14 protein-coding genes are annotated in these 15982 nt (G+C 61.5%); 6 read left to right on the top strand and 8 right to left on the bottom strand.

The window, feature by feature from the left end:
• Positions 1–7: 7 nt before the first annotated feature.
• From GDH07_RS06865 to GDH07_RS06890, 6 genes are all read right to left on the bottom strand, one after another.
• Positions 8–697: a formyl transferase gene (locus GDH07_RS06865; RefSeq protein WP_022643091.1), complete on the bottom strand. Its 690-nt coding sequence runs from the start codon at positions 695–697 to the stop codon at positions 8–10.
• A complete protein-coding gene (locus GDH07_RS06870; RefSeq protein WP_152896992.1) occupies positions 684–2540 on the bottom strand; it encodes an aminotransferase class I/II-fold pyridoxal phosphate-dependent enzyme in 1857 nt (618 codons plus the stop codon). Before GDH07_RS06870 ends, GDH07_RS06865 begins: the two co-directional genes overlap by 14 nt.
• A 10-nt stretch (positions 2541–2550) precedes the next feature.
• Positions 2551–3753, bottom strand: coding sequence for an FAD/NAD(P)-binding protein (locus GDH07_RS06875; RefSeq protein ID WP_152896993.1), 1203 nt, complete (start codon positions 3751–3753; stop codon positions 2551–2553).
• Positions 3754–3871: 118 nt separating this feature from the next.
• Positions 3872–5113, bottom strand: coding sequence for an MFS transporter (locus GDH07_RS06880; RefSeq protein ID WP_343038185.1), 1242 nt, complete (start codon positions 5111–5113; stop codon positions 3872–3874).
• Positions 5114–5747: 634 nt separating this feature from the next.
• Positions 5748–6506 carry an MlaA family lipoprotein gene (locus GDH07_RS06885; RefSeq protein ID WP_425502106.1) on the bottom strand — a complete coding sequence of 253 codons (759 nt, stop codon included), beginning with the start codon at positions 6504–6506 and terminating at the stop codon, positions 5748–5750.
• A 22-nt stretch (positions 6507–6528) separates the two neighbouring features.
• Entirely contained in the window at positions 6529–7827 is a 1299-nt protein-coding gene (locus tag GDH07_RS06890; protein WP_152896995.1) for a serine/threonine protein kinase, read from the bottom strand.
• 240 nt (positions 7828–8067) lie between these two features.
• Between GDH07_RS06890 and GDH07_RS06895 the strand changes: the two genes are divergently transcribed.
• A complete protein-coding gene (locus tag GDH07_RS06895; protein WP_152896996.1) occupies positions 8068–8433 on the top strand; it encodes a hypothetical protein in 366 nt (121 codons plus the stop codon).
• Between the two features lie 9 nt (positions 8434–8442).
• Here the strand turns inward: GDH07_RS06895 and GDH07_RS06900 are convergent, their stop codons facing one another.
• Entirely contained in the window at positions 8443–9996 is a 1554-nt protein-coding gene (locus tag GDH07_RS06900) for a glycoside hydrolase family 17 protein (RefSeq protein WP_152896997.1), read from the bottom strand.
• A gap of 316 nt (positions 9997–10312) precedes the next feature.
• Here GDH07_RS06900 and GDH07_RS06905 point away from each other — a divergent pair, with 316 nt between their 5' ends.
• The 3 genes from GDH07_RS06905 to GDH07_RS06915 all read left to right on the top strand — a co-directional run bounded on the left by GDH07_RS06905 (position 10313) and on the right by GDH07_RS06915 (position 13318).
• Entirely contained in the window at positions 10313–11161 is an 849-nt protein-coding gene (locus tag GDH07_RS06905) for a glycine betaine ABC transporter substrate-binding protein (RefSeq protein WP_053135012.1), read from the top strand.
• A 190-nt stretch (positions 11162–11351) separates the two neighbouring features.
• Entirely contained in the window at positions 11352–11663 is a 312-nt protein-coding gene (locus tag GDH07_RS06910) for a DUF485 domain-containing protein (protein ID WP_022643099.1), read from the top strand.
• Positions 11660–13318 (top strand): cation acetate symporter, encoded by a 1659-nt coding sequence (locus GDH07_RS06915; RefSeq protein ID WP_022643100.1) that lies wholly within the window; start codon positions 11660–11662, stop codon positions 13316–13318. Before GDH07_RS06910 ends, GDH07_RS06915 begins: the two co-directional genes overlap by 4 nt.
• Positions 13319–13590: 272 nt before the next feature.
• Here the strand turns inward: GDH07_RS06915 and gltA are convergent, their stop codons facing one another.
• The gene (gene gltA, locus GDH07_RS06920) at positions 13591–14880 is read right to left on the bottom strand and encodes a citrate synthase (RefSeq protein ID WP_022643101.1); all 1290 of its coding nucleotides are present in this window, start codon (positions 14878–14880) and stop codon (positions 13591–13593) included.
• 363 nt (positions 14881–15243) lie between these two features.
• Between gltA and sdhC the strand changes: the two genes are divergently transcribed.
• Positions 15244–15618, top strand: a complete 375-nt coding sequence (gene sdhC / locus GDH07_RS06925) for a succinate dehydrogenase, cytochrome b556 subunit (protein ID WP_011060048.1) — start codon at positions 15244–15246, stop codon at positions 15616–15618.
• Complete coding sequence (sdhD, locus tag GDH07_RS06930; protein ID WP_022643102.1) at positions 15612–15980, top strand: succinate dehydrogenase, hydrophobic membrane anchor protein; 369 nt, start codon at positions 15612–15614, stop codon at positions 15978–15980. Before sdhC ends, sdhD begins: the two co-directional genes overlap by 7 nt.
• Positions 15981–15982 lie beyond the last annotated feature (2 nt).

The raw sequence follows: 15982 nt of genomic DNA on the forward strand, positions 1-15982 counted from the left end.
ATGCGCCTCAGGCGGGTTTCGCGGCGCTCTGGGCCAGCAGCTCCAGGGACTTGGCCTTGGTGAAGGTCATGCGCTCTTCAAGGCGCAGATTGTCCCGTTCGTAGTAGATGCTCATCTGCCCATGGTCCTGGGGCACCGGGGTGATGCGGTAGATCAGCGGCAGGCTGTCGCTGAGCAGTTGCCGGGCATACCCCATGGCGCGCTGGTAGGTGTCGCCGACCTCTTCGAACTCGGGAAAGATATCGAACGCCACCTGGCTGAGGATCGGGCCGTCGTCGATGCCCTCGTTGATTTCGTGGAGGGTCACGCCGTGGCGCCGCTCGCCGTTCTTCAGTGCCCAGTTCACCGGACGCACGCCCCGGTAATGGGGCAGGTAGGACAGGTGCAGGTTGAGGATCTTGGCGCAGCAATCGATGAAGGCCCTGGGCAGGATCCGCTTGTGGAAGATCACCAGGCACAGGTCGCAGGAGAACGCCTGCTCGGCGTATCCCGGCAGGTTCTCGAAACGCCCGTCCTCGACCACCGGGATCTGCTGCTGGTGGCAGTAGTCGATCAGCGTCTGTTCGCTGCTCACCGGTTCGAACGGGTCGGCGACCACGTGGCTGAGCAGGTAGTCCGGGTGGTCCTGGAAGTAGCGGCAGGCGAAGATCGCCAGTTCGCCCTTGCCGCAGATCACCACGCGCTTAGGCGAATGCATGGTCGTTCTCCTGTTGATGGGCATGGCCATGATGACGGGCCAGTTGTGCCATGACGTTCTTGAGGGCCAGCAGCAGCTCGATGTTTTCCTCGCGGGTGCGGCAGGAAATCCTCAGGTACTGGTCGGAACCCTCGTTGCGTTTGCCCGAGCATTCCTTGACGTAGATGTGATGCTGCTCCAGGAGCAGGCGGCAGAGGGTCCGGGCGTCGGCGTAGTGGGTCTTGCAATAGACGAAGTTCGATTCGGTTTCGAAGCTGCTGAGGCCGTCGATGTCGTTCAGAGCGATCTGCAGGTCCAGGGTGTCGCCGATCACCGTCTGGCAACTTGCCAGGTACTGGTCCTTGTACTGCGGCAGGTGCAGCAGGAATTCCTCGGCGAAGCCGTTGAGGTTCCAGATCGGCAACTGCGCGTTCAGGGCCTTGAGCAGCGCCTGGTCGGCGCTGGCCAGGTAGCCAATGCGAATGCCACCGATGCCGAAGGTCTTGCTCATGCTGCGGATCACCACCAGGTTGGGATGTTCGTCCAGGGCGTGGAGCAGGGTCTGGTCGGCATGGCGGGAGAAGTCCAGGAACGATTCGTCGACGATCAACGCGATCTGCAGCGCCTGCAGCTCGCGGGCCAGGGCCTGGAGCGTGGCCGCCGGGGTGAGGGCGCCCGTGGGGTTGTTCGGCGACTCGATCACCACCACCGAGGGGCGCTGTTCATGGCAGAGCGCCAACAGCGCCTGGGTGTCGATGGCGAATGCCTCGGCTTCGCGAGTGTGCAGGCATAGGGTGCGGTCTTCGCCGAAGACGTTGGCGTACTCGTTGAACGAGGGCACGGTGACCAGCACCTTGCCCGGGTACAGGTCCGGCAGGATCTTGATGATCTCCGCCGCGCCGTTGGCCACGCACAGCCGTTGGGCCGGGACATCGATGAACTCGGCCAGCGACTCCTCGATCAGCCGGCGGCCGCCCGGGTAGTTGAGCAGGATGTGTTCGAAGTTGTCCTTGATCTTGTCCTTGAGCTGTTGCGGCGGGAAATGGAAGTTGTAGATCAGCGCGAAGTCGCGCAGCGGGTAGCGCCAGTAGCCGCCGTGGCGGTTCTGCACGAAGCCCAGGCGATCCTGGTGGGAGATGTAGTTGCAGATGGTCAGGTCGTAGTAGTTGTCGACTTCGTACCACTGGGTGTTGTCGACGATCACCGGCTGGATGTTCCACTGGCTGTCCAGCGAGGCCTGCTTGAAGACATCTTCGTAGTAGGTGTTCTTGTCGCCCCGGGCGATGTACAGGTCCAGTTGACGGACCACATAGCGGGCGAACTCCTGCGTACCGATCTTGTACAGGTTGACGGTCTTGTAGTGGCTGTCCAGGGTCTGGTGCCCAGCCTCCTTGGTGGAGCCGAAACCCAGCAGCCGGTCGTTCTCGATGGTGGTGTAGGTGCCTTCCATGTTCGGCCCAAGGGCGGACACCAGGGTGACCAGGTCAGCCGACTTGGCCATCAGCTGTTCCAGGCAGTGCTGGGAAAAGTAGATGTCGCCTTCGATGATCAGCGTGTCCCGGCCGATATGTTCCCGGGCCAGGTACAGCGAATAGATGTTGTTGGTGGTGGCCCAGTCCGGGTTGTAGACGAACTCGAAGCAAAGGCTGGTGTTCATCTGCTCCAGGTGCGCGGTGATGGTCTCGGCCTGGTAGCCGACCACGACCACCACCTTGCCGGCGCCGAGCCGTTCCAGGTTGGCCAGGGCGTTGTCGATGAAGGCGATGTCGTTGGTCTGGACCAACGGCTTCGGAGTGTTTTCGGTTCGGTTGGCCAGGCGGCTGCCTCGGCCCGCGCAAAGCAGGATGGCTGTATTGTTATTCATTGGAATTTCCTTATTTACCAAATATCAATCCGGGCACTACGTGCTGGTAGACCCATACGCCGTCGATCCGCCCGGAAAAGCTTTCTTCGCCGCCACTGTCGCCACCGGTCTTGATGCCTGAGCCGAGGCCGAAGGTATGGAAGTCCTCCAGCGCCCGGCCATCCACGGCCATGGGGTTGAGGCGGGCATTGGTCAGCAGGCCGTGGGCGTCCTGCTGCAACTGGATCGGGTGGCTGTCGGCGTCCAGCAACTCCACGGCCCTGGCGCTGTAGCCGGTGCTGTTGAGCAAGACCGCACTGGCGTTGATCAAGGCGTCGACCTGCTCCGGGGACCGGGTGGAGATATCCACCACCTGGAGGTTGTCGATCTGCCCTTGCTGCACCTTGCGGGCGAACTCGAAGGAGTCGTAGCGCAGCCCCGAGTAGCGGTTGATCCGCCCGCTGGCGTTGCACACGTCAGCGTCGGTGAAGTGATAGCCCTGGGCCCGGGCGCTCTCGGCACAGTCGAAGAACAGCTTGAAGTCGCGCTTGGCCAGCAGGGTGACGGGGCCCCGGTAATCCAGTTGCTCCACCAGGCGGATCAGGCAGGACACCGCACTGTGGGACGAGCCGAGGATGGCCACCGAGTCCGGGGCCGATGTGCGAAATTGCCGGTCGTGCAGACCCTTGATGAACTCGTCGGAGTTGATGTTGCAAGAGGCGTGGCGCGGGCCGCGTTGCTGGGGCTGCCCGCCGAGGTTGCAAATGACCTTGCGGCACTGGGCCTGCATCAGCACGCCATCCAGGCTGTAGCTGACCAGGTAGCCGCCCTCGGGCAATTGGCGGATCGCCTGGACGCAGCTATCGGTGGAGAACACGAAGCGCTGGCGCAGGGCCTTGTCGGCCATGACGAAGGCGGCGATCTGTTCGAGGAAGGCGCCGACCTGGCTCAGCTCGACGGCCCGATCCTGGTTTTCGCGCAAGTAGCGCCATTGCGGGGTGTCTTTGAGGAAGCGGCTGAGCCGATCTTCCTGGTCCTGGAATTTTTCCAGGAATACGCCCCCCAGGGAGTTGGCGGTGATCCGGTACTGGCCGATTTCCCCGGCGCCTACGACATGGTTCTTTTCCAGGATCAGGCAGCGGCCGGCTTGTTCGTTCCGAATCAGCTCCGGCAGCAGCGAAATATTGGCCGGACCGGCACCGCACAAGATCACGTCATAGTTCTGGATGGGCATCTAATGCTCCTGGTTGAAGTTATATAAGCGATAGAAGTTGCAGGCGAGGCTGGGCCGCTGAGATATCAGTTGAAGTTGTAGGAATTGATATAGAAGTCGTTTGTCGCGCCGACTTTATTCAGCCGCTGGATACGGGGGATGCCGTGCCGGAACTGTCATCTGCTGTTTGGCGGGGCTTGCCGGCATGTTTGAAGATACTGAAGAAGATATAAGTCATGAGGCTGCTGGCAATGCCCAGGAAGATGAACAGCGCAGTACCGTCGAGCCATTGTATGAAGAGCCCGCCAACGATGGGCGACAGGGAAAATCCAACTCCATACAAAGAAGCGGCACCGAAGTAGGCTCCCCGCAAGTTGTTGGGAGCCAGGCTGTCGACGAACATATTGATGCAGGGGAACAGAATGGTCTGGCTGATGCTCATGAGTAATACGGCGCTGTACCACAGGGCCTTGGTTTCATAGTGGTGGGCGGCCAGGGCGAAGATGAATTCGCTGGCGATCAGCAGGACGCTGCCGACATAGATCTTCGCGTTCAGGCTCCAGGATGCCAGCGCGCCGGACAGCGGCAGTTGCAAAAGGACGATGGTGGTGGCGTGCAGGACGATCAGCGAGGCGATGAAGCCCAGGTAGCCTTCGAAGCCGATGGCGGTGATCAGCTGGGGCAGGCTGGAGTCGAAGTTGCCGAAGATGAACATCATCAGGATGTTGTTGAGCACCAGGGCGAGGAAGATGTGGTCCCGGGACAGGACCTTCATGGTGTTGGCGAAGCTGGTGCTGTTGATGGCCTTGAGCACGATGCCACGGCCGAACACCACCACGCCGAGCAGCAGCAGGACATAGGACAGGGTCACCAGGACGAAGGCCAGGGAGCCGGCGCTGATCCCCAGTTGCAGGCCGAGGTAGGGACCTACCGCGGCGCCGGCGTTGAGGAAGAAGTAGCGCAGGTGCATGGCCCGCTCCACCAGGGGGCGGGACTCGATGATGTCGCCGATCACGGTCTTGATCGGGTTGTTGACCAGGGCCCAGGACAGGTTGGCCAGCAAGGTGCCGGCAATGTAGCCCTGGGCGCTGCCGGACAGGCCGAGCAGGCAGTAGGACAGGGTGGCGACCACACAGCCGAGGATGATGATCTTCAGCCGGCCGATCTTGTCCGAGATGTAGCCGCTGTAGAAGCTGACTGCCGAGGAGATGGCGATCGAAAGGGTCAGCACCAGCCCGATGAAGGTCGGGCTGAAGTCGAAGCGGGTATAGAGCACCACGGAGATGAATGGCCAGACCATCATCGAGGTCGCTCGGGTAATGAAGGTCCCGATGAACAGGATCCAGATGAAAAGAGGCAACTCGCTAAAGTAACGCTGCACGCGGGACTGGGGTCTGGCCGATAGTTTCATGGTAACGGATGTCTGAATTACTTTACGGAATACTGGCCCGGTCGAATACATCGACCAGCCCTCGTTAGTTGCCGGAATCTGCCTGTTTGGTTTTCAGCGGGCAATAGCGATGCACTTCCCGGGAACCGACACGCAATGGCCTGGATCTTGGGGGAGTTAATGTGTTTCGTATTGGCTGGAAGTTACCGGCAGTTCAGCGGGCAAACATCTGCACAGCAATAATCACGGGCGCAAGTTGACCATGATCGACCTGTGCGGTAGTTGGTGCTGAAGATTGGCGGGTGAACGCCGGGGAGGAATAGCGAGGATGGACGACATCAGTCCCTGATTATCGTAGAACACGTTACTGCTTCCTTAGCTGTGTTGCGCTGGAGCTTACACCGACCGTCACAATAAGTTAATAAAAAATTCACATTTGTTTTTTTAAGTTCGTTTGTGCGCTACGAGGCCTCGGTTTTTCCGGGGTTTCACGGCCATGGCGGCTGGATCGCGGCGGGTTGCAGGCAGTGTGAATCGCGCTGCTGTCGAGGCTGGAAGTACCGGGCTAGAGCATTTCGCGGGGCGTGTGGCGAGCCCGGAGGCCCGGGCTTGCCGTGACGGAAGGTTACTCGGCGATCTGCAGTTTGCGCGCTTCGGTATAGACGTAGCGCACTTGTTCGTACTCGAACGGCGAGTTCAGCTCGCCATAGCGGAAGTTGGTCTGGTAGCGCTTGTCGACGCCACGCAACAGCCAGAGCTCCGGATGGTTCTTGCTGACTTCGGCGACGTTGAGGAAGTTGATCGCCGACTCGGCGCTGTAGTCCACCGCCAGGCCCGCGGTGTCGCGCAGGTTCGAGGGGCCCAGGAGCGGTAGCACCAGGTAGGCTCCGCTCGGCACCCCGTAGAAGCCCAGGGTCTGGCCGAAGTCCTCGCTCTGGCGCGGCAGGCCCATCTTGGTGGCCGGGTCCCACAGGCCGGCAATGCCGATGGTGGTGTTGACCAGCAGGCGGGCGGTGGTCTCCATGGAGCGCTGGCCCTTGAACTGCAGCAGGCTGTTGAGCAGGCTGGGTACATCGCCCAGGTTGTTGAAGAAGTTGCTCACTCCGGTGCGCAGGAAGCTCGGGGTGATGTAGCGGTAGCCGTCCACCACGGGCAGGAACACCCATTGGTCGAAGCGATAGTTGAAGTGATAGACCCGGCGGTTCCAGGACTCCAGCGGGTCGTAGACGTTCAGCGCGCTGAGGGTCGAGCGTTCGAACTCGCGCTGGTCCAGCCCCGGGTTGAACTTGAGCTGTTTCAGCGGCTCGGTGAAGCCGTCGGCATCGGGCGCGCTGGTGGTGCCGGCATGGCCGTCGTCGGCGTGGACATAGCCTGCGCAGAGCAACGCAGCGATAAGCAGGAGATGTTTAGCCACGGAAGAACTCCAGCATGGCGTCGCTGTTGACGCGGTAGTTGAGGTTGCCGCAATGGCCACCATGGGGGTAGACGGTCAGGCGATCGCCAAAGGTCTTGCGCAGGAAGCCCAGGTCGCCCGGGCCCAGGATGACGTCGTCGGCGTTGTGCATCACGGCGATCTTCGGGCTGGCCTTGAGGTAGTCCTGCAGGGCGTAGAGGCTCACCTGGTCGACCAGTTGCAGCAGGCTGCCGCCATCGGTACGGGCGCGCCACATCGGGATCACCTGCTCGGTCAGGTAGCAGTCGAAGTCGCACTGCAGGGCGCGCTTGAAGAATGGAGTGAGACTGGTGCCCTCGCGGATCGGGTATTTGGGTGGGGTGATCAGGCCGCGCCGGTTGATCAGGTCCGAGGTGAAGGCGATGTCCGCCGCCGAGAAGCGGAAGGCGGTGCCGATCAGCATCGCCAGTTGTTCGTTGCTCAGGTGCTGCTTGGATTGCTGCAGGTCATAGAGCAGGGCGTCGTTGAGATCGATATAGCCCTTCTGCTGGAAGTAGCGGGTCAGCTTGGCCAGCATCAGCTCGTAGAACGTGGTGCTGCTGCTGATGCCCTTGACCTCGGTCTGTACCAGCTTGTCCAGGTTGCTGATCGAGGTGTAGAGGTTGACCGGCGGGTTGAGCAGCAGGACCTTCTTGAAGTTGAAGGTGCGCCGGGTCTCGTCGAGCTTGCTGATGAACGCCGCATCCAGGGCGCCCAGGCTGTAGCCGGTGAGGTAGTAGTCGGTGACCGGCAGCTTGGAGTTCTGCGCGCGCACCGCTTGCATCACCCGGTACATGTCCTGGGCGTCCTCGGCGGTCACCCCGGGAGTGGCGAAGCGCGATGCGGCGCTGATGAAGTCGAAGCTGGTGGGCGAGGACAGCTGCACCACGTGGTAGCCGGCCTTGTAGTAGAGCTTCTTCAGGTATTCGTTGAGGGTGCTGTCGTAGCGCGCGCCGGTACCGGCGATCAGGAAGATCAACGGGGCGGCGTGGTCCTGGGTGGCGATGCGGTAGGTGAGTTTCTTCACTGCCCAGAAATTGTCCGGCAGGGTGAATTCGCGTTCCGGGCGCAGGGTCAGGCTGTAGTCGGACTGGCGGATGTCATCGTCCGAGGGCAGCTCCGGGCGCAAGTCCGGCGGTGTGGTGGCGATGGTGGCTTCGAAGGGATTGGTCAACGGGTAGCCGTAGCTGGCCGGATCGACATCGACCGCCAGTGCGGACGCACTCAGGATAAGGCCACCGAACAGGGCGGTGAGGCGCAAGGAACGAAGCATGACTGTATCCCTAGAAGGAAGGTGCCGAATGAGGTTCGCAGGCTATGACCACCGTGCTGCTGCCGAAGTGCCATGTGCGGGCGCAAATAACGTCCGTGGCAGTCTGGCCTGGGGGTAGTGGTGATAGTAGCCGGACGATACACGTTGCCACCCTCGGCTGAATAGCTATGCGTGCATGGTGCTTGCCAAGTGTTTCCGGGGGATTATGCTGGGCGCCGTTTTGATTGCCTGGAGTGCCCCATGTCTCGCCGCTTTCCCCTGTTCTTGCTGCTGTTGGCCCTGGTGCTGTGGCTGGCCGCCAGCTATGGCTTGCGCTATGGCTTCATGGAGGATGCCCGCTGGGTGGGCGTATGCATCGATGAGGCAGGCCGCTGGGAGTGCTCGTTGCGCTCTAGCCTGGGGTGGATGATTCATTTCAAGGTATTGGGCTGGAGCGCCCTGGGCGCGGCGTTGCTGGCTTTCGTCGTGCCAGGGCGGCTGGGCTGGGGGCTGGCGCTGCTGGCCATGGCGGCCGGGATCCCGGCCCTGGTGCTGTACAACACCAGCCTGGCGGTGTTCGCTCTGGTGATCGCCAGCCTGCGCCTGGTGCGCGCTCCTCGCTCCTAGCCGGGCGGATCAGCCGGCCCGCGCCCGCAAGCTGCGCCACAGCGCGGCGACCAGCAGCAGGCTGACCAGGGCCCAGCCCCAGGCCTGCTGGTTGGCCAGGCCTTCCTGGTACAGCTGCGGCGCGATGCCGGCACCGATGATGAAGGTCAGCAGGGCGACCTCGCGCCGTGGTACTCGCACCGGTCGGCAGAGGAAGGCCAGGGCCGGCACCAGCAGGGCGGCGCTGGGGAAGCTGCGATAGCGCGGATCGAACACCAGCTCGAGCATCATCACCGCTGCGGCGAAACCGGCTGCCGCCAGGAGCCAGCCGGCACGCTTTTCCAGGATGCTGAACAGCCGCCGGCGCCAGCCTTCACGCGAGCCCAGGGCCAACGCGGCGTGGGCCAGGATCAGCAGGTTCAGGCCCAGCAGCAGGGCGGCCCAGGCCCACTCGCTGGCGAAGCGACTGGTGACCCGCGTCAATTCGGCGAAGGTGCCGATGCTGCAGGCCGCCACGGCACCCAGCAGTGGCAGAAGGACGGCCGCCCGAGTGCTGCCGACCCTGCCACCCAGCAGCAGGGTACCGCCCAGAAGCGCCGCTCCCAGGCCCAGCCAGAGGGGCCAGTAGGGCAGGTTGGATACCGGACCTTCGAGGATCCCCTTGTCTTGGCGATCGGCGTCGAACAGCCCCCAGTAACCACCGACCGCGCCTTCGCTGGCGCGTTTCCAGGGTTGGTCGAAGGCCTCGATCAGGTTGTAGTGCCAGCCATTCTGCTCGGCCAGGGCGACGAAACCGCGGATGAACCGGGCTTCGTTGACCCGGCTGGGGATCGCGGTCTCGCGCTGGCGACCTTCGCTGGGCCAGCCGGTCTCGCCGATCAGCACGTCCTTGGGGGCGAAGCGGTTGCCGAACACCTGGCGTACCTGGGCCACATGGTCCAGGGCCACGTCGATGTTCGATGGATCGTCTTCCCAGTAGGGCAGCAGGTGGATGGTCAGGAAGTCCACGGCCGGGGCCACTTCCGGGTGCTTGAGCCAGAACTCCCAGACATCGGCGTAGGTCACTGGTTGCTTGACGTTGTGCTTGACCTTGGTGATCAGCCGGGCCAGCTGGGCGCCGGTGATTTCCTTGCGCAGCAGTGCCTCGTTGCCGACGATCACCGCGCTGATCACATCCGGGTTGGCGTTGGCCGAGGCGATCAGCAGGTCCACCTCTCTTTCGTTATCCGCCGGGTTGCTGTTGATCCAGGCTCCGATCATCAGCTTCAGGCCGTGCTTGCGCGCCAGCTCCGGCAGGGCCCCCAGGCCGCTCATGGAATAGGTGCGGATGCACTCGAAGCGGGTCGCCAGCAGCGCCAGGTCGGCGTCCATGCGCTCGGGGCGCAGCTTGAACGGCTGGTCGAACGGCGACTGGTCCTTGTCGAACGGAGTGTAGGAGGCGCATTGCAGCTTGTGGCTGGCGCTGGCGACGTCGGGCAGTTGCACCGGCCGGCCGAGGCCGTACCAGTAGCTGCACAGGGCCAGCAGGGCGATCAGGCAGGCGCACAGGTAGGCGAGGAGGGGGAAGCGTGGAGTGGCGGGCATGGTCAGGCCGTCAGGGGGGCAAAGCCGGGCATCTTACCTGTATTCGGCTGTGCCTTGGGGCTGCCATGCGAAGTTCGCGCAGGCTTGCCGTCGCGGGGAGCAGGGGGGGCTACTGGCTTTCTGATGTCGCTGACTGTTGCCTTGAGGTCGCAGCCAGAGCAGGTCGCCGCTGGTGGCGGGTTGATGATCCAGGCATCAGTACTCCGCTGATGATCGAACGTGTTCGCGGTCGGGCGTGATGGAGGCGCCGAGCACCATAACCATACGTTGATGTGCCCGGCAGCTGCCCGGCACTGCACTTTTCGGGGAAGTAACGATGAAGATGCGACGACTCTTAGGCGCAGGTGCCGCAATGGTACTTGCCATCAGCTCCACCTTGGCCAGCGCCGACAGCAAGACCCTGAGCATCGGCTATGTCGACGGCTGGTCCGACAGCGTGGCGACGACCCATGTGGCGGCGGAGGTGATCAAGAAGCTCGGTTATGACGTCAAGCTGCAGGCCGTGGCGACCGGGATCATGTGGCAGGGCGTGGCCACCGGCAAGCTCGACGCCATGCTCTCGGCCTGGTTGCCGGTGACCCATGGCGAGTACTGGGCCAAGAACAAGGACAAGGTGGTGGACTATGGCCCCAACTTCAAGGACGCCAAGATCGGCCTGATCGTGCCGGAGTACGTCAAGGCCAAGTCCATCGCTGACCTGAAGGGCGATGCCAGCTTCAAGAACAAGATCGTCGGGATCGATGCCGGCTCAGGGGTGATGCTCAAGACCGACCAGGCGATCAAGGACTATGGGCTGGACTACAAGCTGCAGGCCAGTTCCGGGGCGGCGATGATCGCCGAGCTGACCCGCGCCGAGGAAAAACAGGATTCCATCGCGGTGACCGGCTGGGTGCCGCACTGGATGTTCGCCAAATGGAAACTGCGCTTCCTCGAGGATCCCAAGGGCGTGTATGGCGCCGCCGAGACCGTCAACAGCATCGGCAGCAAGGAACTGGAGAAGAAGGCGCCTGAGGTGGCGGCGTTCCTGAAGAAGTTCCAGTGGGCGTCGAAAGACGAAATCGGCGAAGTGATGCTGGCCATCCAGGAGGGCGCCAAGCCTGATGCGGCGGCCAAGGACTGGGTGGGCAAGCACCCGGAGCGGGTGGCCGAGTGGACCGCTAAATAGTAGCGCAGCGTCTATTTCAAGGGTCTTGGGGGTGTCTGCGACGGCGTCGCGGATGCCCCCGTTTTTTTGCGGGGGAGAATTGGCGCGGGGGTTAATGTCGTTCTAATACTAAGGTCGTCTAGAACGCGTTTGAGAGCTGCATAGAGTGGATTAGGTTCCACCTAAAATCTGTGCTGCGAGGATAAAAACAATGAACGACAGCATTTACCTCTCGATTCAAAACAGCCCGCGCTTCAAGGAGCTGGTGAGCAAACGGGAGCGGTTCGCCTGGATTCTTTCGGCGATCATGCTTGGGCTTTACTCGGCTTTCATTCTGTTGATCGCCTATGGACCCCAGATCCTGGGGAGCAAACTCAGTCCTTCATCATCCATCACCTGGGGCATTCCCATCGGTGTCGGCTTGATTGTCTCGGCCTTCATCCTGACGGCCATCTATGTGCGGCGCGCCAACGGTGAGTTCGACGAGCTGAACAACGCGATCCTGAAGGAGGCTCAGCAATGATCCGCCGTCTATTCGCAGCGCTCGGCCTGGCCGCTTTCGCTCCCGCTCTGTGGGCCGCAGACGCCCTGACGGGAGAAGTCCACAAGCAACCTCTCAACGTATCGGCGATCGTGATGTTCGTGGTGTTCGTCGGTGCCACCCTGTGCATCACCTACTGGGCTTCCAAACGCAACAAGTCGGCTGCCGACTATTACGCGGCGGGCGGCAAGATCACCGGATTCCAGAACGGTCTGGCAATTGCCGGCGACTACATGTCGGCGGCGTCCTTCCTGGGGATTTCCGCCCTGGTGTTCACCTCCGGCTATGACGGGCTGATCTACTCCATCGGCTTTTTGGTGGGCTGGCCGATCATCTTGTTCCTGATCGCCGAACGCTTGCGCAACCTGGGCAAGTACACCTTCGCCGACGTGGCGTCCTATCGCCTCGGGCAAACCCAGATCCGCACCCTGTCGGCCTGTGGTTCGCTGGTGGTGGTGGCGTTCTACCTGATCGCGCAGATGGTGGGTGCCGGCAAGCTGATCCAGCTGCTGTTCGGTCTCGATTACCACGTGGCGGTGATCCTGGTGGGCATCCTGATGTGCCTGTACGTATTGTTCGGCGGCATGCTGGCCACTACCTGGGTACAGATCATCAAGGCGGTGCTGTTGCTCTCCGGCGCATCGTTCATGGCGTTGATGGTGATGAAGCACGTGGGCTTCGACTTCAACGTGCTGTTCTCCGAAGCGATCAAGGTCCACCCCAAGGGTGAGGCGATCATGAGCCCGGGTGGCCTGGTGAAGGATCCGATCTCGGCGTTCTCCCTAGGCCTGGCGCTGATGTTCGGTACCGCCGGCCTGCCGCATATCCTGATGCGCTTCTTCACCGTGAGCGACGCCAAGGAAGCTCGCAAGAGCGTGCTCTATGCCACTGGTTTCATCGGCTACTTCTACATCCTGACCTTCATCATCGGTTTTGGCGCGATCTTGCTGGTGAGTACCAATCCGGACTTCAAGGACGCCGCAGGCGCCTTGCTGGGCGGTAACAACATGGCGGCGGTGCACCTGGCCAATGCGGTGGGCGGCAGCGTGTTCCTGGGCTTCATCTCGGCGGTGGCCTTCGCCACCATCCTGGCTGTGGTGGCGGGCCTGACCCTGGCCGGTGCTTCGGCGGTGTCCCATGACCTGTATGCCAGCGTGATCAAGAAGGGCAAGGCCAACGAGAAGGACGAGATCCGCGTCTCCAAGATCACCACTGTGACCCTGGGCGTGCTGGCCATCGGCCTGGGCATCCTGTTCGAGAGCCAGAACATCGCGTTCATGGTGGGCCTGGCGTTCTCCATCGCTGCCAGCTGCAACTTCCCGGTACTGCTGCTTTCCATGTACTGGAAGAAACTCACTACCCGTGGCGCCATGATCGGTGGCTGGATGGGCCTGGTGAGCGCAGTGGCGCTGATGATCCTCGGTCCGACCATCTGGGTGCAGATTCTGCATCATGAGAAGCCGATCTATCCGTACGAATACCCGGCGCTGTTCTCGATGATCATCGCCTTCGTCGGTATCTGGTTCTTCTCCATCACCGACAAGTCGGCGGCGGCAGCCAATGAGCGGGCGCTGTTCTTCCCGCAGTTCGTGCGTTCGCAGACCGGCCTCGGTGCCAGCGGGGCGGTGTCGCACTAAGTTCCTGGCACTGGGCTTCTATCTATATAGGGGTTCGATGATGGCGAAATGCCCTGGTCGCAAGGCCAGGGCATTTTTATTGGCCGTGGATCTGCTGGTTGCGTCGGGTGGGGAGGTGCCGGTGTCAGGGGGCGGCAGAGAGCTTGTACAGGCGCTTGCGCTGATGGCTGCAGGCCTTGTGCCGTGGTCGGGGGAAGGGGAGGGGGAAAAGAATACGGCCCCTGTTCAGGGGCCGTATGCGGTGTAGCTAAGACGGGAGCGCAAGGCCGGTCTTACTTGCGGTCTTCCAGCTTGGTGATGTCGCGCGACTCGTAGCCGGTGTACAGCTGGCGAGGACGGCCGATCTTGTAAGGGCTGGAGAGCATTTCCTTCCAGTGGGAGATCCAGCCGACGGTACGCGCCAGGGCGAAGATCACGGTGAACATGCTGGTTGGAATGCCGATCGCCTTGAGGATGATCCCCGAGTAGAAGTCGACGTTCGGGTACAGCGAGCGCTCGATGAAGTACGGGTCGGTCAGGGCGATCTCTTCCAGGCGCATGGCCAGTTCGAGTTGTGGATCGTTGTTGATGCCCAGTTCCTTGAGGACCTCGTCGCAGGTCTGCTTCATCACGGTGGCGCGTGGGTCGCGGTTCTTGTAGACGCGGTGACCGAAGCCCATGAGCTTGAACGGATCGTTCTTGTCCTTGGCCTTGGCGATGAACTTGTCGATGTTCGACACGTCGCCGATTTCATCGAGCATGGTCAGCACGGCTTCGTTCGCACCGCCGTGGGCAGGACCCCAGAGGGCCGCGATACCGGCAGCGATACAGGCGAACGGGTTGGCGCCCGAGGAGCCCGCCAGGCGCACGGTGGAAGTGGAGGCGTTCTGCTCGTGGTCGGCATGGAGGATGAAGATCCGGTCCATCGCCTTGGCCAGCACCGGGCTGATCGGTTTGATCTCGCACGGGGTGTTGAACATCATGTGCAGGAAGTTCTCCGCGTACGACAGGTCGTTGCGCGGATACATCATCGGCTGGCCCATGGAGTACTTGTAGACCATCGCTGCCAGGGTCGGCATCTTGGCGACCAGGCGCACGGCGGAGATCTCGCGGTGCTGCGGGTTATTGATGTCCAGGGAGTCGTGGTAGAACGCCGAGAGGGCGCCGACTACGCCGCACATGACGGCCATCGGGTGGGCGTCGCGACGGAAGCCGTTGAAGAAGCTCTTCAGCTGCTCGTGAACCATGGTGTGGTTCTTCACGGTGCTGACGAACTGGGCCTTCTGCTCGGCATTGGGTAGTTCGCCGTTGAGCAGCAGGTAGCAGGTTTCCAGGTAGTCCGATTTCTCGGCCAGCTGTTCGATCGGGTAGCCGCGGTGCAGCAGGATACCCTGGTCGCCATCGATATAGGTGATCTTCGACTCGCAGGAGGCGGTCGACATGAAACCGGGGTCGAAAGTGAAGCGGCCCGTGGCCGTCAGGCCCCTAACATCGATTACATCGGGACCAACGGTGCCGGTTAAAATGGGCAGCTCGACGGGGGCTGCGCCCTCGATGATCAACTGCGCTTTTTTGTCAGCCATGTGGCCTCCTATTTATGCTTGAAATCATCAGACAGACCCCCCACGCAGGGCCCGCACCACTATAGTGGGATAAATCTGAATGTCAATTTGCCTAAAGTCTTGTCCCAGAAGGCTTTGAGAGGGATTTTTTAGCGAAATTCACTGCCATTTACGCCTTTTATAAAGCTAACGCAATCAGCTATTAGGGGAAGGCGTTTGCGTTGTCATTAGTAGCCTAACTGTCTATACTCGGCCACCGACCGCCATGGGCTTCTGGGCCTGTTTTGATGGGGGTCGCACTCCCTGGGTGGTGGTTACCTGACCAGTGCACTCCCCAACAACTTTGCCCTGATTGTTAGGGGCTCTTCAGTGTGAAAAAAAGCCGTGAATAGCCAACGACCTGTAAACCTAGACCTAAGGACCATCAAACTCCCCATTACCGGCGTTACGTCGTTTCTCCACCGTGTTTCCGGCATCATCCTCTTCCTGGGCATCGGCATCATGCTGTACGCATTGAGCAAGTCCCTGGGCTCCGAGGAAGGTTATGCCGAGGTGAAGGCGTGCTTGACCAGTCCGCTGGCCAAATTCGTTGCATGGGGCCTCCTGTCCGCCTTGCTGTATCACTTGGTGGCCGGTGTACGCCATCTGATTATGGACATGGGCATCGGTGAGACGCTGGAAGGCGGCAAGCTGGGCTCGAAAATCGTTATCGCCGTATCCGTGGTGGTAATCGTTCTGGCGGGAGTTTGGATATGGTAACCAGCGTTACGAACCTGTCGCGTTCGGGCCTTTATGACTGGATGGCGCAGCGTGTCTCTGCGGTCGTTCTCGCGGCTTATTTCATTTTTCTGATCGGGTACCTCGTAGCGAATCCGGGCATTGACTACACCCAGTGGCATGGCCTGTTCGCAAACAACTGGATGCGTATCTTCAGTCTGCTGGCCCTGGTGGCCCTTGGCGCTCACGCCTGGGTCGGCATGTGGACCATCTCGACCGACTACCTGACGCATATGGCGCTGGGCAAGTCGGCGACAGCGGTACGTTTCCTTTTCCAGGCAGTATGCGGCGTCGCAATGTTCGCTTACTTCGTCTGGGGTGTGCAGATTCTCTGGGGTATCTGATT

This window comes from Pseudomonas piscis, from assembly GCF_009380155.1.
GTDB lineage: Bacteria > Pseudomonadota > Gammaproteobacteria > Pseudomonadales > Pseudomonadaceae > Aquipseudomonas > Aquipseudomonas piscis.